The 21,442-nt window shown below is 69.7% G+C and carries 18 protein-coding genes and 1 riboswitch; of the genes, 7 read left to right on the top strand and 11 right to left on the bottom strand.

The window, feature by feature from the left end:
* The first annotated feature begins 59 nt into the window (after positions 1-59).
* From ABEA62_RS03700 to ABEA62_RS03685, 4 genes are all read left to right on the top strand, one after another.
* Positions 60-3,023: a ribonucleoside-diphosphate reductase subunit alpha gene (locus tag ABEA62_RS03700; protein ID WP_425557965.1), complete on the top strand. Its 2,964-nt coding sequence runs from the start codon at positions 60-62 to the stop codon at positions 3,021-3,023.
* 29 nt (positions 3,024-3,052) lie between these two features.
* Positions 3,053-4,042, top strand: a complete 990-nt coding sequence (locus ABEA62_RS03695) for a ribonucleotide-diphosphate reductase subunit beta (protein ID WP_286214717.1) — start codon at positions 3,053-3,055, stop codon at positions 4,040-4,042.
* A 292-nt stretch (positions 4,043-4,334) separates the two neighbouring features.
* A complete protein-coding gene (locus ABEA62_RS03690; protein ID WP_286216763.1) occupies positions 4,335-5,531 on the top strand; it encodes a multidrug effflux MFS transporter in 1,197 nt (398 codons plus the stop codon).
* 51 nt (positions 5,532-5,582) lie between these two features.
* A complete protein-coding gene (locus tag ABEA62_RS03685) occupies positions 5,583-6,191 on the top strand; it encodes a GlxA family transcriptional regulator (RefSeq protein ID WP_345378642.1) in 609 nt (202 codons plus the stop codon).
* A 28-nt stretch (positions 6,192-6,219) separates the two neighbouring features.
* On the opposite strand, the gene ABEA62_RS03680 is transcribed toward ABEA62_RS03685, so the two are convergent.
* Positions 6,220-9,225, bottom strand: coding sequence for a sigma-70 family RNA polymerase sigma factor (locus tag ABEA62_RS03680; RefSeq protein WP_345378640.1), 3,006 nt, complete (start codon positions 9,223-9,225; stop codon positions 6,220-6,222).
* A 176-nt stretch (positions 9,226-9,401) separates the two neighbouring features.
* Here ABEA62_RS03680 and ABEA62_RS03675 point away from each other — a divergent pair, with 176 nt between their 5' ends.
* Positions 9,402-10,175, top strand: coding sequence for a hypothetical protein (locus tag ABEA62_RS03675; RefSeq protein WP_286214725.1), 774 nt, complete (start codon positions 9,402-9,404; stop codon positions 10,173-10,175).
* Between the two features lie 123 nt (positions 10,176-10,298).
* On the top strand, positions 10,299-10,901 hold the full coding sequence (locus ABEA62_RS03670; protein WP_345378637.1) for a TetR/AcrR family transcriptional regulator: 603 nt from the start codon (positions 10,299-10,301) through the stop codon (positions 10,899-10,901).
* On the opposite strand, the gene ABEA62_RS03665 is transcribed toward ABEA62_RS03670, so the two are convergent.
* The 4 genes from ABEA62_RS03665 to dnaK form a co-directional block, all read right to left on the bottom strand.
* Entirely contained in the window at positions 10,898-11,311 is a 414-nt protein-coding gene (locus tag ABEA62_RS03665) for a heat shock protein transcriptional repressor HspR (RefSeq protein ID WP_286214728.1), read from the bottom strand. The two genes, ABEA62_RS03670 and ABEA62_RS03665, sit on opposite strands and share 4 nt — an antisense overlap.
* 46 nt (positions 11,312-11,357) lie before the next feature.
* The gene (locus ABEA62_RS03660) at positions 11,358-12,326 is read right to left on the bottom strand and encodes a DnaJ C-terminal domain-containing protein (protein ID WP_345378634.1); all 969 of its coding nucleotides are present in this window, start codon (positions 12,324-12,326) and stop codon (positions 11,358-11,360) included.
* Positions 12,327-12,348: 22 nt separating this feature from the next.
* A complete protein-coding gene (locus tag ABEA62_RS03655) occupies positions 12,349-12,939 on the bottom strand; it encodes a nucleotide exchange factor GrpE (RefSeq protein ID WP_286214730.1) in 591 nt (196 codons plus the stop codon).
* Between the two features lie 79 nt (positions 12,940-13,018).
* The gene (gene dnaK / locus ABEA62_RS03650; protein ID WP_286214732.1) at positions 13,019-14,887 is read right to left on the bottom strand and encodes a molecular chaperone DnaK; all 1,869 of its coding nucleotides are present in this window, start codon (positions 14,885-14,887) and stop codon (positions 13,019-13,021) included.
* Positions 14,888-15,103: 216 nt separating this feature from the next.
* Here dnaK and ABEA62_RS03645 point away from each other — a divergent pair, with 216 nt between their 5' ends.
* The gene (locus ABEA62_RS03645; RefSeq protein ID WP_286214733.1) at positions 15,104-15,586 is read left to right on the top strand and encodes a rhodanese-like domain-containing protein; all 483 of its coding nucleotides are present in this window, start codon (positions 15,104-15,106) and stop codon (positions 15,584-15,586) included.
* A 40-nt stretch (positions 15,587-15,626) separates the two neighbouring features.
* On the opposite strand, the gene ABEA62_RS03640 is transcribed toward ABEA62_RS03645, so the two are convergent.
* The 6 genes from ABEA62_RS03640 to ABEA62_RS03615 form a co-directional block, all read right to left on the bottom strand.
* On the bottom strand, positions 15,627-16,292 hold the full coding sequence (locus ABEA62_RS03640; protein ID WP_345378630.1) for an ABC transporter ATP-binding protein: 666 nt from the start codon (positions 16,290-16,292) through the stop codon (positions 15,627-15,629).
* The gene (locus ABEA62_RS03635) at positions 16,289-17,929 is read right to left on the bottom strand and encodes an ABC transporter permease (protein ID WP_286214735.1); all 1,641 of its coding nucleotides are present in this window, start codon (positions 17,927-17,929) and stop codon (positions 16,289-16,291) included. The genes ABEA62_RS03640 and ABEA62_RS03635 overlap by 4 nt, the downstream gene beginning before the upstream one ends.
* A 28-nt stretch (positions 17,930-17,957) precedes the next feature.
* Positions 17,958-19,052 (bottom strand): thiamine ABC transporter substrate-binding protein, encoded by a 1,095-nt coding sequence (locus tag ABEA62_RS03630; protein ID WP_286214737.1) that lies wholly within the window; start codon positions 19,050-19,052, stop codon positions 17,958-17,960.
* Between the two features lie 18 nt (positions 19,053-19,070).
* Positions 19,071-19,207: riboswitch (TPP riboswitch) on the bottom strand.
* A gap of 51 nt (positions 19,208-19,258) precedes the next feature.
* Positions 19,259-20,224, bottom strand: a complete 966-nt coding sequence (locus ABEA62_RS03625) for a DUF2510 domain-containing protein (RefSeq protein ID WP_286214738.1) — start codon at positions 20,222-20,224, stop codon at positions 19,259-19,261.
* Positions 20,225-20,310: 86 nt separating this feature from the next.
* Positions 20,311-20,883 carry a dCTP deaminase gene (gene dcd / locus ABEA62_RS03620; RefSeq protein ID WP_286214739.1) on the bottom strand — a complete coding sequence of 191 codons (573 nt, stop codon included), beginning with the start codon at positions 20,881-20,883 and terminating at the stop codon, positions 20,311-20,313.
* Between the two features lie 177 nt (positions 20,884-21,060).
* Positions 21,061-21,345, bottom strand: a complete 285-nt coding sequence (locus ABEA62_RS03615; RefSeq protein WP_286214740.1) for a PLD nuclease N-terminal domain-containing protein — start codon at positions 21,343-21,345, stop codon at positions 21,061-21,063.
* Positions 21,346-21,442: the final 97 nt, after the last annotated feature.

Genomic DNA, 21,442 nt, shown 5'->3' with positions numbered 1-21,442 from the left:
GCACTTCCGGCACGGCATTTCGAGGCGTCCGGAGCACAACCAAGGGGAGCATCGTGACGATCACCGAGAACGCCACCATCGAGGGTGCGGGCGTCGCACCCGCCACGCCAGGCATTCACGTCACCAAGCGTGATGGCACGCGCGAGCCGTACAACGCCGACCGCATCAACAAGGCGATCGAGCGCGCGGCCGAGGGCCTGCCCGACCAGATCTCGATCACCACCCAGATCGCCACCGAGCTCGCGATCACTCTGTTCGACGGCATCACGACCGAGCAGCTCGACGAGGCCGCGATCGGCGTCGCCGTCCAGAACGTCAAGGACGACCCGAGCTTCGACACGGTCGCCGCGCGCATGCTGCGCAAGGTCATCTACAAGCGCGTGCTGGGCGGCTACGACACCGAGCTAGAGCTCGCGCTGCTCCACCAGGCGCGCTTCCCCGGCTACATCCGCGATGCGGTCGAGGAGGGCCTGCTCGACACGCGCCTCACCGAGCTCTTCGACCTCGACGCGCTCGCCGCGGCCCTCGACCACACGCGTGACGACCTCATGAAGTACATCGGCACCGTGACGATGCGCAACCGCTACATGATCACCGACCGTCATGGGAAGTCCCTCGAGGTTCCGCAGTACTTCTGGATGCGCGTGTCGATGGGACTCGCCCTCAACGAGGCGAACCCCACGGAGACCGCTCTCGAGTTCTACGACAAGATCTCGCGCCTCGACTACCTCCCCGCCGGCTCGACCCTCGTCAACGCGGGCACGTCGTACCCCCAGCTCTCCAACTGCTTCGTGATGCAGATGGAGGACGACATTGAGCACATCGCGAAGTCGGTGCGCGACGTTATGTGGCTGACCAAGGGCACGGGCGGAATCGGACTGTCGGTCACCAAGCTGCGCTCCGAGGGCTCGCCGATCAAGTCGAACAACACCACCTCGACCGGCCCCATCCCGTTCATGCACACGATCGACTCGACGCTGCGCGCCGTGAGCCGCGGTGGCAAGAAGTTCGGCGCGCTGTGCTTCTACATGGAGAACTGGCACCTCGACTTCCACCAGTTCCTCGACCTGCGCCAGAACTCCGGCGACCCGTACCGCCGCACGCGCACCGCGAACACCGCGGTGTGGATCTCCGATGAGTTCATGAAGCGCGTCGAGGCGGACGCCGACTGGTACCTGTTCGACCCGGCCGAGACCCCCGACCTTGTGGAGCTCACCGGCGCGGCCTTCTCCGCTCGCTACGCCGAGTACGTGGCCCAGGCCGAGGCCGGACGCATGCGCAACTTCAAGAAGATGAAGGCGCGCGAGCAGTACAAGTCGATCCTCATCATGCTGCAGACCACGTCGCACCCGTGGCTCACGTGGAAGGACACGATCAACAACCGTGCCCTCAACACCAACACGGGCACGATCCACCTGTCGAACCTGTGCACCGAGATCTGCCTTCCGCAGGACCGCGAGAACATCGCGGTCTGCAACCTCGCCTCGGTGAACCTGTCGACCCACCTGGTCGACGGCAAGATCGACTGGGACCGCATGAAGGACTCGGTGCGCCTCGCGGTGCGCCAGCTCGACAACCTGGTCGACATCACGCTGTCCTCGGTGCCCGAGTCGGAGTTCGCGAACCGCGAGAACCGCGCGATCGGCCTGGGCGTCATGGGCTTTACCGACATCTCGGAGCGCATGGGCCTCGCGTACGAGTCCGAGGAGGCATACGACCTCATCGACGAGATCGTCGAGTTCGTCTCCTTCCACGCGATCGATGCCTCGGCCGACCTCGCCCGCGAGCGCGGCTCGTACAGCAACTTCGAGGGCTCGGGCTGGTCGCAGGGCAAGGTGCCGTTCGACACCATCGCCGAGACCGAGGCCGACCGTGGCGTCCCGATCGCCGTCAACCGCACCGTGCGCCAGGACTGGGACACGCTGCGCGAGAAGGTCAAGGGCGGCATCCGCAACGCGACCCTCATGGCCGTCGCGCCCACCGCGTCGATCGGCCTCGTGGCGGGCACCACGCCCGGCTTCGACCCGCAGTTCTCGCAGATCTTCTCCCGCGCGACCTCGTCGGGCAAGTTCCTCGAGGTCAACCGCAACCTGGTGAAGGACCTGCAGGACCTGGGCCTGTGGGAGCAGGTGCGCGACCGTCTCCTCGAGGTGCAGGGTGACCTGTCCCAGATCGACGAGGTTCCCGAGCACCTCAAGGAGGTCTACAAGACCTCGTTCCAGCTCTCGCCCTACGCCTTCATCGAGGTCGCGGCGCGCGCCCAGAAGTGGATCGACCAGGCCATCAGCCGCAACATCTACCTCGAGGACCGCGACGTCGAGAACATGATGAAGCTGTACGCGGCGGCCTGGGAGCGTGGCGTCAAGACCACCTACTACCTCCACATGAAGCCGCGTCACACCGCCGAGCAGTCGACGGTGCGCGTCAACAAGACCGAGAAGATCAACGCCACCGGCAATGCCGCGGGACGCGCTGCCACCGGCTCGACCGGCGGCGGTGCACGCAAGGGCTTCGGCGCCGCGCGCAAGGGGTTCGGCGCCGCGAAGGCCGTCGCACCCACGGAGGTGACCGCCGAGGTCGCCGCCGCCGTGACAAGCGCCGTGGTGGCCGATGCCGTGGTGGCCGATTCCACCCCGGCGCCTGCCGCTCCGGTCGCCGCGTCCCCCGTGGCGAAGGGCTTCGGCGGCTTCGGCGCGGCGAAGGCCGCGGCTCCCGCCGAGGCCTCCGCTCAGTCGGCGCCCGTTGCTACTCCGGAAGCGACCCCGGCACCCGCTGCGCACGCGACCGCCGCCCCGGCATCGGTCCTGTCCGCGGTCGCGGCGAGCGCCTTCGCCGCCGCCCCTCAGGAGCAGCCGGCGGTCCCGCCGGCCTCGCTGCCCGAGTCCACTCCCGCCGCGGCCCCCGAGAGCGCCACGCTGCTCACCGTGGTGGAGAGTGTTGTCGACTGGGACACGGAACTGGTGGGCGGAGTCGCCTGCCCCGTGGACCCCATGGAGCGGCTCCAGTGCGAGTCGTGCCAGTAGCGGATCACTAGGAACAGGAGACTTCACACATGGGCATCCTCGGCAGCGGCGTGCAGGACGGACTCCTGCTCAAGCCGATCACCTACCCCTGGGCCTACGACCTGTACAACCAGGCCGTCGCCAACACGTGGTTCCCCAACGAGATTCAGCTCGGTGAGGACCTCGCGGACTTCAAGAAGATGACTGAGGAGGAGAAGCACGCCATCACGTACCTGATGTCGTACTTCAACCCCAACGAGCTGCTGGTGAACAAGGCACTCGCGTTCGGCGTCTACCCCTACATCAATGCTCCCGAGGGTCACCTGTACCTCGCGAAGCAGATGTGGGAGGAGGCGAACCACTGCATGTCCTTCGAGTACGTGCTCGAGACCTTCCCGATCGACCGCGAGGCCGCCTACGAATCGCACGTCACCGTGCCCTCGATGGCCGCCAAGGAGGAGTTCGAGGTCAAGTTCATCAAGCGGATGACGGAGGAGACCCTCGACATCACGACCACCGAGGGCAAGAAGGACTTCATCCGCAACCTCGTGGCCTACAACATCATCCTCGAGGGGATCTGGTTCTACTCGGGCTTCATGGTCGCGCTGAGCTTCCGTCAGCGGAACCTGCTGCGCAACTTCGGCTCGCTCATGGACTGGATCATCCGTGACGAGTCCCTGCACCTGCAGTTCGGCATCAACCTCATCCTCACGGTGCTCGAGGAGAACGAGGACCTGCAGGACCCCGAGTTCGCCGAGGAGATCCGTCAGATGATCCTGGGTGCCGTGGAGATGGAGGAGGCGTACAACCGCGACCTCCTCCCCAAGGGAATCCTGGGCCTCAACTCCGACTACGTGAACCAGTACGTCAAGTACCTGGCCGACCGCCGGCTCGAGGAGTTGGGCTTCGAGGCGCACTACAACGTCTCGAACCCCGCCAAGTGGATGGCCGCCGCCAACGACACCCTTCAGCTAGTCAACTTCTTCGAGGCGACCAACACCTCGTACGAGGTCAACGCCCAGGCGACCAAGAAGCAGTAGACAAGTGTCCAACAGCCGGTAGAATGGCGGACGGACCACGAGACGCCCGGCGCTGAGCGATCGCTCAGCGCCGGGCGTCTCCGTGTGTGCGGCGTGAGAAGCAACCCGACCTCCGCCCGCCTCCGCACTCACCCTCGCGACACCACGCGCCGCACAGGGACGCCACCGCGCCCCGCCAGCACAAGAAGGCCCCGACTTGACCGCCACGCTCGACTCCGCCACCGGCGCGACGCCCGCCGCCGCCCCCGCCGCTCCCTCCGTCGCACCCACCTCGTTCAGCCCCGGCAGCGCGATGACGCGTCGCCAGAAGCTGATGTACATCGTCGTGCTGGGTGCCCTCGTGGCGCTCGGCCCCTTCACCGTCGACATGTACCTTCCGGCGTTCCCCACCGTGGCGGCCGACCTGCTCGCCTCCGACGCCGCCATCCAGCTCACGCTCACCGCGACCACGATCGGCTTCGCGCTCGGCCAGCTGATCGTGGGGCCGCTGAGCGATTCGCTGGGTCGCAAGCGCCCGCTGATCGCGGCGACCGTGCTCCACATCCTCGCGTCGATCGCGGTGGTGCTCGCGCCCACGATCGAGTGGGTCATGGTCGGTCGCGTGCTGCAGGGCGTGGGCGCTGCGGGAGGCGCGGTGGTCGCGATGGCCATGGTGCGTGACCTCTTTGCAGGCCAGGCGCTCATCCGCATGCTCGCCCGCATGGCGCTCGTGACCGGCCTCGCGCCGGTGATCGCGCCCGTGATCGGCTCGCAGCTCCTCAACGTCATGGACTGGCGCGGCCTGTTCGTGGTGCTCGCCCTCTACGGTGCCCTGGTCGCGCTCGTCGTGGGCGGCGTGATCCGCGAGACCCTGCCCGTCGAGCGCAGGGGCGGCACGTCGCTCAAGGCGACGCGCGTGCGTTACGCGCACCTGCTGGGCGACGCGTCGTTCGTGGGCATCGCGCTCGTCGGCGCCTTCACGTTCTCCGCACTCTTCGCCTACCTCTCCGCGTCGTCGTTCGTCCTTCAGGACGTGTTCGGTCTCAGCGCCCAGGAGTACGGCATCGTGTTCGGCGCCAACTCGATCGGCCTCGTGATCGCCAACCAGACCTCGGCGCGCCTCATGCGGGTGCTCGCTCCGCGCGCGGTCGCCACCGGCGGACTGATCATCATGCTCACGGGCGCGGTCCTGCTCGCCGTGGGTGACCTGCTGGACCTCGGACTCATCGGCGTGCTCGTCCCGCTGTTCTTCGTGGTCGCCTCGGTGGGCGTGATCATGCCCACCGTCCAGATCACCGCGCTCGCGAACCACGGCGCGGAGGCTGGCACGGCCGCGTCCCTCATCGGCGCGCTGAACTTCGGCGTCGCGGGACTCGTGTCGCCGCTCGTCGGGGTGCTCGGCGTCTCGGTGATGTCGATGGCGATCGTCATGGTCGCGTGCCTGATCGTGGCGAACGCCGTCTTCTGGATCGTCGTGCGACCGCGCGTGCAGGCGACCGCGATCGCCTAACCCGGCCCCGGCATCGTCGCTTCGCAGGGGCGCCCGCGTTACCGTGGGGCCATGACGATGCGCGCGGTCATCCTGCTGTTCGAGGGCTTTGATCTCATCGATGCCGGCGGCCCCTACGAGGTGCTGCTCACGGCCTCGCGGCTGCTCGAGAGGGACGGCCTCGCACCCGCCTACCAGGTGGTGTTGGCGAGCGTGGGTGGGGACGATGCCGTCGCGTACGGGGGCATGACACTCACCGGCCTCGCGGACGCTTCCGCTCTTGAGGACTCCGACATTCTGGTGGTGCCTGGCACCATCGATGTGGCGTGCGCCCTCGCCGATGCCGGGCTGCGTGAGGCCATCGAGCGGCTGGGCGGGGGAGCGGCGCTGACGGCCTCGGTCTGCACGGGCGCCTTCCTGCTCGCGCGCGCGGGGTTGCTCGCGGACGCTCCCGCGACCACGCACTGGGAGGACCTCGCGGACCTCGCGGCGTGCGACGAGGTCGGCTCGGTCGTGGCCGGGGTTCGGTGGGTCGACGCGGGGCGCGTGCTCACGAGCGGAGGCTTGACGTCTGGCATCCATCTCGCGCTGCACCTGGTGGCGAGGACCCACTCCGTCGAGCTCGCGTTGCGCACCGCGCGCCAGTTGGACCTGGACTGGAGCCCGGACCCGGCGCGATAGCCTCGCGCGCGGCGTGCCGCGCTCCGCGCTAGTCGCGCGGCGTGATGGTGACGATCACCGAGTCGAGCAGGTAGGCATCCTCGCGGCCGCTGTAGAGCTCGATCGTGTGGACACCGGGGCCCACCCCGCGCGTCTTGAAGTGCTTGGCATCCGTGCCGAGCGAGTTGGCGAACGGCGAGCCGAACGCGGTCGAGTCCATCGCGTTGCCCGAGTTGGCACCGATCCTGCCCGACCCCGACCAGCCCCACGGGTTGAGGGTGTTGGAGTCGATCGCGACGCGGTCGTCGTGCTTGCCGCGGTCGCCCTCCCACGCCACCACACCCAGGTCGATGTCCGCCTGGCCCTCGGTGAGGAAGTGGAGCTGCGTGCTCGAGTTGAAGAGCCACTGCGTGCCGTCGAGCACGAGCACCGTCGCCTCGGGAAGGTCGGCGTGCTCGTAGACGATCGTGATCGCGAAGCCGGCGTAGTAGTTGGGGGCGAAGGACAAGAAGCGCTGGGGCAGTGCGACGTCGGCGAGCGCATACGCGCCCGTGCCCGCCGCGGCGACCTGCTCCGTGATGTCGGCCGTGGCCTGGTAGTACTGGTCGGCGAGGTGCCAGCTGGTCTCGACGTCGTCGGCCGTCACGGTCACGTAGTCGCCGCCGGGGACCCGCAGGCGCGCGGTGTCGAGCGGGGCCGACCACGAGTCCAGCACGCCGCGGTTCGCCGACCACGACAGCGTCGCGCTCACCACGGTCGACCCCGGGGGAAGCATGTCGGCGTCCACGGTGGTCTCGGACGAGCTGGTCTGTCCGCCCGCGAGGTTGAGGGGGCGCATCGACTGGCTGTTGTTGTCGTAGGTCGAGTTCGCGTCGGAGCCTCGGAAGTCCATGACCCGCTCGCAGTCCCGGAACGCGAGGTTGCAGCCCAGGAGCGGGGCACCCACCACGACCGCCGCCGCACGGCCGGTCGCGTCGTAGTGCGGAGGAAGCTCGGTCTCGGCCTCGGCGAGCGTGGTGCGCACGCGGTACGAGACGTGGTCCTCGCCGGTGGTCGCCGAGAATTCGGTCCACGCGTCATCCCCGAGCTCGACGCCTGTCACGGACGCGAGCCCGAGCGACAGCGTGGTGCTGCCACCAGCCGCGAGGGTCTCAAGGGAGCAGTCGGCCGTCGAGCGGTCATCGGCGAGCTCGCACGTCCAGTCGCCCGCCGTCACGGTTCCCGCCGAAGCGAAGGACAGGTAGTCACCCAGGACCTCGGCGCTGACGGGAGTCGAGGAGCCCGCACCGGCCGCCGGCGCGGCGAAGGCTAGCCCCTCGGGCAAGACGATGCTCGCGGTCACGTCCTCGGCGGCGTCCTCGCCGTCGTTGGTGAGCGGCATCGCGACCGTCGGAGAGGTGCGCGCGAGAGTCAGCAGGCCCGTCGGGGAGGACGCGATCGCAAGAGCGGTGCGAGGAGTTGTGCCGCCCCCAGTGTCTCCACCGCCAGTGTCTCCACCGCCGGTGTCTCCACCGCCAGTGTCTCCACCACCGGTGTCTCCACCGCCAGTGTCTCCACCGCCAGTGTCTCCACCGCCAGTGTCTCCACCGCCAGTGTCTCCACCGCCAGTGTCTCCACCGCCAGTGTCTCCACCACCGGTGTCTCCACCGCCAGTGTCTCCACCACCGGTGTCTCCACCGCCAGTGTCTCCACCACCGGTTGAGCTGCCGGGCCTCGTGCCGCCGCCTCCGGGGGTCACGTCATCGGGGGATACGTCGTCAGGAACGGTGTCGCCGGGAGCGTCGTCGCCGCCCGATCGCGCCTCGGACTCGCCGACCGCCAGATCGAGCGGTGCGAGCACTCCGGGCGTCTCGGGAGACGGCTCGACCGACGGCTCCGCGCTCGGCGACGGAGTCGGTGCGCCCGCGAGGCCGGGGCCCTCCCCCTCGCCCACGGCATCGTCTTCCTCGCCCGCACCGGGCTCCGCCACGGGCGCGGGTTCTGCAGCGGGCTGCGTCGTCGCCGCCTGGCCGATGATCCCCATGACGCTCGCGCCGGTCATGATGAGCGACACGACTCCCAGGGTGGCTGCGGCGGGAAGAGCGACCGCGGCGAGGCCATTGGCGACGGCCGTGAAGCCGCCCGCGATCGCGCCGCCCAGGCCCGTCGAGCCGCCCGCGGTGCCCGCCGCGCCGGCCCCTCCCGCGCCTCCGGCGCCGCCCGCGCCAGAGGCGCTCGTGGCACCCTGACCGAGCGCGCCGCCCACGGGCAGTCCGCCCTCAAGCGCTTTGAGACCCGCGATGCCGAGGACCATCGGGCCGATGATCGCGCGCAGTCCGCGGTTGACGTCCTCGAGTTCGGCGACCAGCGCGCTGCACTTCACGCACGCGCGCACGTGGTCATCGACGCGCGTGTGCTCGCGCTTGCTCAGTCCGCCGCGCACGTAGGAACCCAGCTGAGCATTGACCTCGAGGCAGTCGAGCGTGTCTGCGGCGCCCAGATGCTGCTGCAGGTAGGCCTGGCGGAGCGCCTCGCGCGCACGGTAGGCGAGGGCGGCCACGCCGTTGGCAGACAGGCCCAGGAGCGGGGCGATGTCCTTGGGGCTCTTCTTCTCGACCTCGGTGTACCAGAGCACGGCGCGCCACCGCTCGGGCAACGACTGGAAGGCATCGGCGACCATCGAGTGCTCGAAGGAGTCCAGCGCGGGCTCGTCCGATCCGGCCTGATGACCCATCGCGGACTCGTACGGCGTCATGTCCTCGCGCGGTCGCGTCCGGTTCGCCTTTTCGATGACGTCGAGGCCCGTGCGGCGCACGATCGTGAACAGGTAGGCCCGGAACGCGAGGTCGGGGCCGTCACCCTGTTGAAGCGCGCGCAGGATCCGTGAGAAGGACTCGGAGACCACGTCCTCGGCATCCGCGGCGCTGTTGGTGTACTGGCGCGCCACCTTGCGGGCCGCGTCGGAGTGGCGCTCGTAGAGCATGCCGAAGGCGGCCGGGTCGCCGGCGCGTACACCGGCGATCAGCTCAGGGTCGCTGGACGTTTCCGTCCATAGCGACAGTGCCTCCTGCGTCATCTCCGTGCTCGCTCCTGAATGCAGGGCCCTGGGGTCTCGTCATTCTCTCGGCTCGCGCACCGTGCGGGCAAGGGGCGCGCTGAGTGATTCGTCACACTTCCACCCCTTTTGAGCCTGTCGGAAGAATTTTCTCGGAAGTCGCGTCATGACGATGCATGGGTCGCGTCTCATAGGGCATGACCAGCGAAGTGAACATCCCGGGCGCAGCGCCTTCCGTGCCGCTGCTGCGCCGTTGGGAGACCGCGAGCCTTGGCAGCGTGTGGCGCCGCCCGGGCGACTGGTTCACGCCCGCGGCCGAGGCCCTGGCCGAGGCGCTCGAGGGTCGCCTCGACACGGCTCCGTCGGCCTACCGGCTCGGACAGGCGCGCGCCATGGCGGGCGTGGGCATCACCGAGGCCATCGATGACATGGCCGTCCTCTTCCGTGCCGCCGGCTTCGAGGCCGCTCCCATTCGCTCGATTCGCGCGCTGTGCGAGGGGTGGACCGAGGGCGAGGCCACGCAGCGCGTGGTGCCGGTGATGAACGATCCGGAGTCCGGCCTGGGCTCGATGGACTACCTGGTCGCGCGGCTCGGCGAACTCTACGGCGCCGTGGAGCGCGACGGCGGCGCGGTCAGCACCTCGTATGCGCTGGTCCTGGTCGACGTGGCCGCCGCGGACACCGACCCGTGGCACCGCATGGCGCGCAACGCCGCGATCGGCCAGTCGCTTCAGGACGCGTACGGCAAGGGTCACCCGATGGCCCGCCTCGCCGACGGTCTCTACGCGGTGCTCATCGCTCGCGGACCCGACATGGGCCGCGGCGTGGCGGATCTCCGCGATCACATCTCCCGGCGCGCGGTTCAGATGCGCGTCGGCAACCTCATGCGGCAACCTCCGCGGGTGTGGATCGAGACACTTCCCGATCTCCACGACTACGCCGTGGAACTCGTGGAGTCGCTGCAGAGATGAGGGGGCGATGGGCCGGCACCGAGCTGAGGGCGGTGTCGGCCCTTCGTCGTCTCACCTGGTCGACGGGGCAGCGGACCTGTTCGCGTGACTGTGAAGGTTAACCCTTCACCTATTATTTTCCCTATGACCGAATCCCCCCTCGCCGACCTTCGGTCACGACTGCTCGACAGCGCGATCGCCATCGTCGAGGCGCAGGGCACCGCTGGCCTCACGGTCCGCGCGGTCGCCAAGGCCGCGGGGTGCTCGACCATGGGCGTCTACACGCACTTCAGCGGCAAGTCGGGCCTCATCGACGCGGTCGTCGAGGCAGGATTCGACTCTCTCGATGCCGCGCTCGACCGTGCGTTCGAGGACGGCGGCGGCGGCCGCGACGGCCTCATCGCGACCGGACTCGCGTACCGGACGTGGGCGCTCGAACACGCGCCCCAGTTCCACACGATGTTCGTGCCTGCCGTGGCGGGCCACCAGCCCTCGGACACGACCCGCGACCGGACGTGGGACTCGTTCTTCGCCCACCGTGCACGCGTCGCGGCCGCGCTGGACAGCGCCGATGCCGACCCCACGGCGTGGCACGAGGCGGCGGCTCGCATGTGGGCCACCTTGCATGGTCATGTGAGCCTCGAGTTGCTGCGGCGCACGCACGCGATGAGCGACGAGCCCTTCTCCGACTACGCCGCGGCGGTCGACGTCGCGCTCGCGGTCGACGCCCGCGGGGTCGCGAACTAGGTTCGCCTGCCCGTCCAGACCACGACCGCGCGGCCCTCGTCGCGCCGCGCCCGGCGCCCGCGTTCGACGATCACGACGTTGCCGGTGGGACCGGTCGTGAAGACGCGCGATCCGGTATCCGCGCGCGGACGCAGGCGCTCGACCTCGTGCTCGAGCTGTTGCACGCGGCGCGTGAGGGTGAGGATGCGCGCGATGCCGGCCAGGTTGATGCCCTCCTCCTGGCTCATCCGCTGCACCTCGCGCAGCACGGCCACGTCACGGAGCGAGTACCTGCGGCCGCCGCCTGGCCGCCTGCGCGGCACCACCAGGCCGAGCCGGTCGTATTGACGCAAGGTTTGCGCGTGCATTCCGGCCAGCTCCGCGGCAGCGGAGATGAGGAACACTGGCTCGTCAACGTCTGGCTGCTCCACCGTGCACCTCCTTCGCGCCCACGCTAGCGGGCATCGTTCCTGCTTCCTACCTGGTCGCGTCGCGGTACAGGTCTGCGCGCGGGTCCTCGCCCGACGTGGCCTCCCTGAGTGCCTCAACCGCGCGCTTCGCTTCTCGCGAGAGCTTCCTGGGCACGGCGACCTCGACGGTGACTAGCAGATCGCCGGTGCCCTTCTTCGACGTCAGGCCGCGCCCCTTGACGCGTAGGGTCGTCCCCGACTGCGTTCCGCCCGGCACCTTGACGCGGACCTTCTCGCCGGTGAGCGTCGGCACGTCTACCTGGGCACCCAGGGCGGCCTCGTCGAACCGCACGGGCAGCTTGACCCTGAGGTTCAGGCCGTCGGCGGTGAAGACCGGGTGGGGCTGGACGTGCACCGTCAGCAGCAGGTCGCCCGGCGGGCCGCCGTTGCCGCCCGGCCGGCCCTTGCCCGCCACACGGATGCGCTGGCCGTCCTTGACCCCGACGGGCAGTCGCGTCGAGACGCGGCTGCCGTCGAGACCCAACTGGACGGTGGCGCCCTCCGCGGCCTGGCGGAAGGACACCTCAACCGCGGCGGCGAGGTCGCTGCCCTTCTGCGGTCCACGCGCACGGCCCCCGCCGAACATCCCTCCCAGGATGTCCTCGAAGCCCCCCGCGCCTCCCGTCTGGAAGCGGACGTTGCCGCCTCCGGGGTACGCGCCGCCGCCGAACATCCCTCCCAAGATGTCCTCGAAGCCCCCCGTGCCGCCGCCTCCACCGGCCTGGAAGCGCGCGCCCCCCGCGCCCATGGCGCGGATCGCGTCGTACTGCTTGCGCTGCTCGGGGTCGGACAGCACGGCATACGCCTCGCCCACGTCCTTGAAGCGGCGCTCGGAGGCGGCGTCGCCGGGGTTGCGGTCAGGGTGAAGGTCCTTCGCGAGCTTGCGATAGGCCTTCTTGACCTCGTCCGGGCCGGCGTCCTTGGAGACGCCGAGCGTCGCGTAGAAGTCCTTGGTGAACCAGTCCTGGCTCGTCATGGCGCCTCCTTTCGGCTGGTGGTTACTCGGGCTGGGCGACGATCACACGCGCCGGGCGGACGATGCGCTCGCCCACCTTGTGGCCCGGCTGTGCGACGTGCTGGATGGTCGGCTCGGTGACCTCGGTGCTGGGCTGCGACATGAGGGCCTCGTGCAGCTGCGGGTCGAACCCGTCGCCGGGTGCGCCGAACGAGGACCAGCCGAGCCGGCCGAGGGTCGACTCGAGCTTGTCCGCGATGGCCGCGAACGGGCCCTCGGCCAGGTCGCCGTGCTCGCGTGCCGCGGCGAGGTCGTCGAGCACGGGGATGAGCGCCTCGATCGCCTTCGCGGTCGCGTTGATCGCGATGAGCTCGCGGTCTCGGTCGACCCGCTTGCGGTAGTTGACGTACTCGGCCTGGAGCCGCTGAAGGTCGGCGAGGTGCTCCGCCGCCTTGGCGTAGGCCGCGTCGAGCGCGTCGTCCGCACCGGCCTCGTCCGTGCTGAGGTCGTCGATGCCGTCGCGGTTCTCGTCGAGGAACGATGCCCCGGAGAGGTTCGCGGCGGCGTCGGCGAGGATGCGCTCGGCCTCGGCCTCGGCGCCCTCGTCGGGGGTGGGGTTCTGGTTGTCGGTCATGGCTGCCCTTCCGTGAAGCGGCGAGGGCGGGCGGCGGCCCGGTGCACATGGTGCACGGCCCGCACGCCCGCCATCGTCCTTACTTCTTGTTGTCCTCGTCGTCGACGATCTCGGCGTCGACCACGTCGTCGTCGGCGCCCTGGCCGGTCGCGGTGCGCGCGGCCGAGTCGGGGTCGACGTTCACGGACTCGGACTGCTGGGCCGCGTACACGGCCTCGCCGATCTTCTGGGCCTTCTCGACCAGGGTCTCGTGCTTCGCCTTGATGTCGTCGATGTCGTCGCCCTCGAGCGCGGTCTTCACGTCGGCGATCGCGGTCTTGACGTCCTCGGCAACCTCGGCGGGCACCTTGTCCTCGTTGTCCGCCAGGATCTTCTCGGTCGAGTACGCGAAGGTCTCGGCGTTGTTGCGGGTCTCGGCGGCCTCGCGGCGCTGCTTGTCCTCCTCCGCGTGCTCCTCGGCGTCCTTGACCATCCGCTCGATGTCTTCCTTCGACAGTGCCGAGCCGCCCGACACGGTGATCGAGTGCTCCTTGCCCGTGCCGCGGTCCTTGGCGTGGACGTGGACGATGCCGTTGGCGTCGATGTCGAACGTGACCTCGATCTGCGGCACGCCGCGGGGTGCGGGCGCGATGCCGGCCAGCTCGAAGGTGCCGAGCAGCTTGTTGTCGCGCGCGAACTGACGCTCGCCCTGGTACACCTGGATCAGCACCGAGGGCTGGTTGTCCTCGGCGGTCGAGAACACTTCGGAGGACTTGGTCGGGATCGCGGTATTGCGCTCGATCAGCGTGGTCATCACGCCGCCCTTGGTCTCGATGCCGAGGCTCAGCGGGGTGACGTCGATGAGCAGGACGTCCTTGCGCTCACCCTTGATGACGCCCGCCTGGAGCGCCGCACCCACGGCGACGACCTCGTCGGGGTTGACGCCCTTGTTGGGCTCCTTGCCGCCGGTGAGTTCCTTGACGACATCGGTGACCGCGGGCATGCGGGTCGAGCCGCCGACGAGCAGCACGTGGTCGATCTCGGACAGCTTGATGCCCGCGTCCTTGATGACCTGGTGGAACGGCGCCTTGGTGCGCTCGAGCAGGTCCTGCGTCATCTGCTGGAACTGCGCGCGCGTGAGCTTGGTGTCGAGGTGCACGGGGCCGTTCTCGCCGATGCTGAGGTACTGCAGCGAGATCGTGGTCTGCTGCGCCGAGCTCAGCTCCTTCTTGGCCTGCTCGGCGGCCTCGCGGAGACGCTGCACCGCGGAACGGTCCTTCGAGAGGTCCACGCCCTCGGCGTTCTTGACCTCCTTGATGAGGTGGTCGACGATTCGCTGGTCCCAGTCGTCGCCGCCGAGCCGGTTGTCGCCCGCGGTGGCACGCACCTGGATGGTCGAGAAGTCGTCCTCGTCCTTACCCACCTCGAGCAGGGACACGTCGAACGTGCCGCCTCCCAGGTCGAAGACGAGGATGTGCTCGTCCTCCTTGCCCTTGTCGAGGCCGTAGGCGAGTGCCGCGGCGGTGGGCTCGTTGACGATGCGCAGGACGTTGAGGCCCGCGATGGTGCCCGCGTCCTTGGTCGCCTGGCGCTCGGCGTCGTTGAAGTAGGCCGGCACCGTGATGACCGCATCGGTCACCTTCTCGCCCAGGTACTCCTCGGCGTCGCGCTTGAGCTTGCCGAGGATGCGCGCGGAGATCTCCTGCGCGTTGTACTTCTTGTCGTCGATCTCCGTCGACCAGTCCGTGCCCATGTGGCGCTTGACGGACGCGATGGTGCGGTCGACGTTGGTGACCGCCTGACGCTTGGCGATCTCGCCCACGAGGACCTCGCCGGTCTTCGAGAACGCGACCACCGACGGGGTGGTGCGGGCGCCCTCGGCGTTTGCGATGACGGTGGGCTCGCCGCCCTCAAGGACCGCGACCACCGAGTTGGTGGTGCCGAGGTCGATGCCTACTGCTCGTGCCATGGTGTTCTTCCTCCAGTCGCGGCCGTTGCCGCGTGATCGACTTCGCTCGGGACTTGAGCGACCAACACTCAACTTACGGCGGGCGCGCAAATCGTGTCAAGCGGAACGAGGCAAAGTTGAGCGAACTCTGCTCAAGTTCCGAGAATTCGCTTGCTCGCTCACGCCGGTGCCGCCCGACACTCGACTGGCCCCGGCCGTGGTCCCTAGGCTCGCGTCATGATCCCCGCTTCCGCGCTCGCCGCCGCCCGCGCACACTTTGCCGCCAAGCTCGCGCATGAGACCGACGTCTCCGACGTGCACGCGGCGCTCGAGTCTGGCGCCCCCGGCTTCGTGCTGATCGACACGCGCAGCGCCGAGGCATGGGAGCAGGGGCACGCGCGCGGCGCAGTGCACCTGCCGAAGCCGGACATGGCGGCGCGGATCCCGGCCGACTACCCCGCAGGCACCCGGTTCGTCGTGTACTGCTGGGGGCCAGGATGCAACGGCGCCACGCGCGCCGGCCTCATCATCACGGAGCTGGGCTACGAGGTCCGCGAGATGATCGGCGGCTTCGAGTATTGGGCGCGCGAGGGATTCCCCGTGGATCGCGTCGAGCGCGACGCGGCAGGGGCCTCGACCACGGTCGACGCGACTCTTCCCGTCGACCCTCTCACCGCGCCGGTGCCGGTGGCGGGCGTGCGCATCGCGTGCGACTGCTGAGGCCGCGCCTCGACACGCGACTCTCGGCGCAACCGCGCGCCTACAGGAGGTGCCCGTCGCTCATCCGCAGCACGCGGTGCGCCATGACCTGCGCCTCTGCGGGATCGTGCGTCACCACCAGGCCCGTGGTTCCCTCGGCGTGCAGGATGTCGCGCACCTCGACGGCGAGTCGCGCGCGCAGGTTCGCGTCGAGGGAGGACAGCGGCTCGTCGAGCGCGAGCAGGCGGGGCCGCGGTGCGAGCGAGCGCGCGAGCGCCACCCGCTGACGCTGGCCTCCCGAGAGTTCCGTCACGCCGCGATCCCCGAGGCCGGCGAGGCCGACCATGTCCAGGAGGTCGGCGACGCGTGCGGTCCGTGCGGCGCGCCCCATCCCGGCCATCTCGAGGCCGAACGCGATGTTCGCCCCCACGCTGAGGTGCGGGAAGAGCTGTCCGTCCTGGAAGACCAGCCCGAAGCCGCGGCGGTGGACCGGCATGCGCGTGAGGTCCTCGCCGTCCCACGCGACGCTTCCCCCCGCGGGCTCGATCACGCCCACCACGGCACTGAGCAGGGAGGACTTTCCGCACCCCGAGGGGCCCAGCAGTGCCACCACCTCGCCGGTCGAGATCGTGAGATCGACACCCCGCACCGCCTCGACGGGGGGCTGACCGGGGTAGACCACGCGCAGGCCGCGGACCTCGAGGCCCGTTCGGGGGGCGCTGTTCATAGCTCCGCTCCCACGGTGGTGCGCAGGCGCTCCGATGCGAGCATGACTGCCGCCGTCACGGCGGCCAACAGGACCGATGCGGCAAAGGCCATTCCTACATTCTCCAGTCCTGGTCGTGACAGCAGGCGACCGATCGCGGTCGGAAGCGTGGGCCGGTCGGGGCGGGCGACAAACGCGGTGGCGCCAAACTCACCCATCGCGATCGCGAAGGCAAACGCGACCGATGCCCCGGTGGCCGAGCGCAGCAGCGGCGCGTCGACGCGCAGCCACACCCGCCAGGGGCTCGCGCCCAGCGTGGCGGCGGCGGCGCGCAGGCCGGGGTCGATCGCGCGCGCCGCGGGCACCAGCGCGCGCACCATGAGCGGCAGCGCGACCATCGCCTGCGCGATGGGCACCAGCCACCACGAGGCGCGCAGGTCGACGCCCAGCACGTTGCGGTTCAGCGTGAGCAGCAGGCCAAGGCCGACCACGACCGCCGAGACGCCCAAGGGCAGCATCACGAGCGCCTCGAGCAATCCCGCGCGGCGCGTGCGCGCCGCGACCAGGTGCGCGGTCAGCACCCCGATCACGCCGGCGATCGCGGTCGCCACGACCGCGGAGACGAGCGAGTTCACGGCGGCTTCCCACACCGGCACCGGCAGCGTCGACCGCGCGGGCGGCTCGCCAAATAGCGCCGCGTAGTGGTCGAGTCCGTAGCCGTCCGCGGTCCGCAGCGACCTCTCCACGAGCGCGTACACCGGGGCGGCGAGGAGCAGGAAGACCGGCGTGAGCGCGGCGGCGATTCCCACCCACTCCGCGCGCCGGGGCGCCCGCGCGCGCTCGACGGCGGTCGCCGCGCGACGCGGACGCACGCGCGCGCTCACCAGCAGCGCGAGCCCCACGAACACCACCTGGACCAGCGCGAGCACCGAGGCCGCACGCAGGTCGAGGAACTGGTTGACCTGGAGGTAGATCTCGGTCTCGACGGTGCGGATCCGGCTGCCGCCCAGGATCAGCACCAGCGCGAAGGAGGTCGAGCAGAACAGGAAGACCACCGCCGCGGCGGACGTGATCGCGGGACGCAAGGCGGGCATCGTCACCCTCCACCACGCCGTGGCGCGGCCAGCGCCCAGGGTGCGCGCGGCATCGGCCATGCGCGGGGAGAGGGACTCCCACGCGCCGCCGACGATCCTCACGACCACAGAAACGTTGAAGAAGACCAGGGCGGCAACGATCGCGAGCGCGCTCTGGTCGAGTCCCCACGCGCCGAGCAGTCCCGAGCGCGACAGCAGGGCGGAGAAGGCGGCGGCGACCACGATGGTCGGCAGCACGAAGGGCACCGTGACCAGGGCGCGCACGGTGCGCGCGCCCCGCCAGCGGAAGCGGGACAGGGCCCATGCCGCGGGCAGGCCGAGGCCGAGTGAGCCCGCCGTGCCCGCGAGAGCGAGGCCCACGGTGGTGAGGATCGCGCGTACGGTGCGCTCGCGGGTGAGCACCTCGAGCGCAGCGGCGATGCCCGAACCGGTTCCCGCGTCCGCCTCGAGCAGGCCCCTCGCGAGCACCGCCCCCACCGGCCACAGGAAGAACAGGGTCAGGAACGCGACGGGCACGGCCGCGAGCACCCACCACAGGCGGGTGCTCGCGGCCGAGGGCGACATCGCGGAGGGCTCGGGTGACGGGTCGCGGTCAGTCGAGGACCGTGGCCGTCCAGGCCTCGATCCACTGGTCGCGGTTCGCGTCGATCTCGGCGGGGTCGAGCGTGAGGGGCTCGTCGGCGAGCGGGGCGTACTGCGCCCACTCGGCGGGCACCTCGACGGACGTCGACACCGGGTAGACGTACATGTTCTCGGGCAGCGCGGCCTGGAACTCGTCGGACAGCATCCACTCGACGACGGCCTGTGCGCCAGCGGGGTTCTCGGCCCCCTCGAGGACGCCCGCGTACTCGACCTGCCGGAAGCACGTGTCGAGCAGCGCCGCGGTCGTGGGCTCCCCGTCGATCACCTCGAACGGGGGCGAGGACGCGTAGCTCAGCACGATCGGGAAGTCGCCGCCGTAGTTGGGGGCGGAGAAGTCCGTGTAGTACGTGTCCGACCACGAGGACGTCACCCGCACCTCGTTGGCGCGCATGGCCTCCCACCAGCCCAGCCAGTCGTCGCCCAGCTCCGCGACGGTCGCCAGCATGAACGCGAGGCCGGGGGAGGAGGTCGCAGGGTTGGGGACGGAGACGAGTCCCGCGTACATCGGGTCGGCGAGGTCTCCCAGGCTGGTGGGAACCGGCAGTCCCTCCTCGAAGGGGGCGAGATCGTAGTTGAGGCACACGTCGGAGAAGTCGACCGCGGTGAGGAGGTCCTCAGCCCCCGGGATCGCGTACTCCGCCGCGTCGGCCGCCGCGGGCGCGGTCGGGGCGTACGAGGCGAGCACGCCGGCCTCGATCGCGCGCGACGCGAACGTGTTGTCGACGCCGTAGACCACGTCGCCCAGCGGGGCGTCCTTGGTGAGCACCAGCTGGTTGACCAGGGTGCCCGCGTCGCCCGGCGCGGCGAACTCGACGTCGAGGCCCGAGGAAGCCTCGAAGTCCGCGAGGACGTCGTCCGGCACGGCGAAGCTGTCGTGGGTGACGACCGTGACGGTTCCCGTGGCGGCGGCGGGGGCCGTCGAGGCGTCCGTCGCGACGGGCGTCGGTGAGGACGATGCCTCGGTGTCGCCGCCGCCCGTGCAGGCGGCGAGTGCGAGGGTAGAGATGGTGATGGCGGCCATGGCCGCGGTGCGTGAGTGACGCATGGTTTCCTCCCGGAAAGGAGGGGACGAGACTCGACTCCCTACGCCGGTGCGAGCCGGATCAGGTTCGAGGGTCTGCGGCGGTTCCGCACTCTCAGCGCCCTGGGCCCAGGCCGATGCGAGCATCGGCGATGGGAAGCGCTCCCCTGTCGTGTCCCGTCAGAATAGCGCGGGTCCGCGACGCGGCGGTGACGCGAGGGGTGGTGGGGTCAGTTGATCCAGACCGAATCCAGCATCAGCTCGAGCTCGTCGATCCCCGAGCCGAGTGTCTCGCTGCCACTGGCGTACACGATCACCTGGCTGTGCCCGCTGACGATCACGGCCACGGTGTACGTGAGCTGCTCGCCGTAGTAGGGGAACCCGAGCTCGATTTGGTATGCCTCGTGTCCGTGCGACGTGGTGACGGGGCCCTCCGAGAAGATCTCGACATCCTCGACGCCTATGGTGGCGCCCTTGACGAAGGCCTGAGCCTCGATCCGCGCCGAGCTGGGGCCGCCCACATCCGGCATGGTGTGCACGGCGACCATTGACATGCCGGTCTCGATGTCCCCTCGCAGGCCCCACGCCCCGTCGACCGAGAGCTCGAAACCGCTGTCAAGGGCCTCTTGCTCGATGAGATCGGCGCCCAAATAGTCAGACACGTCCTCCCACTCGGGGTTGTACGCGATGGTGCCGCTGCCGTTGAGAATGGACGTGCGAGCCCACCCGTCCGGAACCGCCATGATGGGCTCGGACGGCACGTTCGTGACGGGCGCCTCGGACGCCTCTGCGGTCGAGGTCGCGGCCGGAGAATCTGCGCCGCCTGCGCGAACGTCCGCCTCGATCGAGTCTGCGAGTTCGGTCGTGGCAAGCACGACGCCGGTCAGGAGGCCACCGCCCACCACGATCCCGCCCACCACGATTCCGACGATCGCGAGGGTGGGGAGCCGCTTCTTGCTGGGCGCGGGCCCGGTCACGGAAGTGGCGTGCTGCGCGCCGTGCGGTGCCACATGCTCGGTCCACGTCGCACCGTTCCACCAGCGCTGCTGAGCGCCGCCGCTCGGGTCCGGATACCACCCCGGAGGGATCGCCGCAGGACTCTCGGGCGCTGCCGTTGAGTCGGGGCTGGCAAAGCCCTCGGTGGCCGACACATTCTGCGCGTTGTCGCCGAGCTCGCCGCTTTGCTCGTCGGGCATCGTCCCCCCTGATGGATAGGCGTTTCAGCCGAGTGTAGGGACAGATGCGACCGCGTGCCGCAATCGTGTGATCAGGCCGACACCGCCTACACGTCGATGCGGTGGAAGCTCTGGTAGCTCTTCGACGCCGTGGGCCCGCGCTGGCCCTTGTAGCGCGACCCGTACTTGTCCGACCCATAGGGGTGCTCGGCGGGTGAGGACAGCCGGAAGAAGCACAGCTGGCCAATCTTCATGCCCGGCCACAGGTTGATGGGCAGCGTCGCGGTGTTCGACAGCTCGAGGGTGACGTTGCCCTCGAAGCCAGGGTCGATGAAGCCGGCGGTCGAGTGCGTGAGCAGGCCGAGGCGTCCCAGCGAGGACTTGCCCTCGAGGCGCGCGGCGATGTCGTCGGGCAGCGTCACCGACTCATACGTCGAACCCAGCACGAACTCGCCGGGGTGGAGCACGAACGGGCCGTCGTTGATGTCGACCAGCCGCGTGAGCTCGGGCTGTTCGGCAGCGGGATCGATCGCGGCGTACTTGTGGTTGTCGAACACGCGGAAGTAGCGGTCGAGGCGCACGTCGATCGACGAGGGCTGGATCATCTCGGGGTCCCAGGGTTCGAGGGCGACCCTGCCCGTGGCGATCTCAGCGCGGATGTCCCTGTCCGAGAGAAGCATGTGCCCAACCTAGTGTGCTGTGCGTTCGTGCGCACGCCTCGTCAGACATCGTTCCGGGGCCTGCCCCAGCGGTCTGTGAGGTGTTGAGTGCCCAGAACGAGCGATTTCGGGCACTGAGCACCTCGCGAGCCGGTGGACCGCGCGCCGGACTGGTGCCCAGCATCGGCCGGGCGCCCGCTACTCGCCTCCGAGCGAGCGTCGCCGCTCCTGTTCGTTCAGCCACACGCGGTAGGCCGGGTCGTCGTCCGGCGCGAGCGGAGTCGGCGGCAGCGGCCGCCGCTGTGGGCCGTCGAGGTACTTGACGAGCAGCCACGCGCCGGCGCCGATGTACGGCACGAACACCACAAGCAGGATCCACCCCACCTTGGGCAGGTGGTGAGGGTTCTCCGAGGGCTGCTGGACGATGTCCGCGAGCGCGTACACCGTGAGGGCGATGTAGAACAGCGGCAGCAGGAGGCGCATATCGCCATGCATAGCAGGTGAAACGCTCTCAGGCCAGCGCTCTGTGAGGTGCTGAGTGCCCAGAACGAGCGATTTCGGGCACTGAGCACCTCCCGTG

The sequence above is a fragment of the Demequina sediminis genome, assembly GCF_039545075.1.
GTDB classification, from domain to species: Bacteria; Actinomycetota; Actinomycetes; order Actinomycetales; family Demequinaceae; genus Demequina; species Demequina sediminis.
Note: the sequence above shows the minus strand (reverse complement) of the source record. Positions and strands in the feature narration are given on the sequence as shown.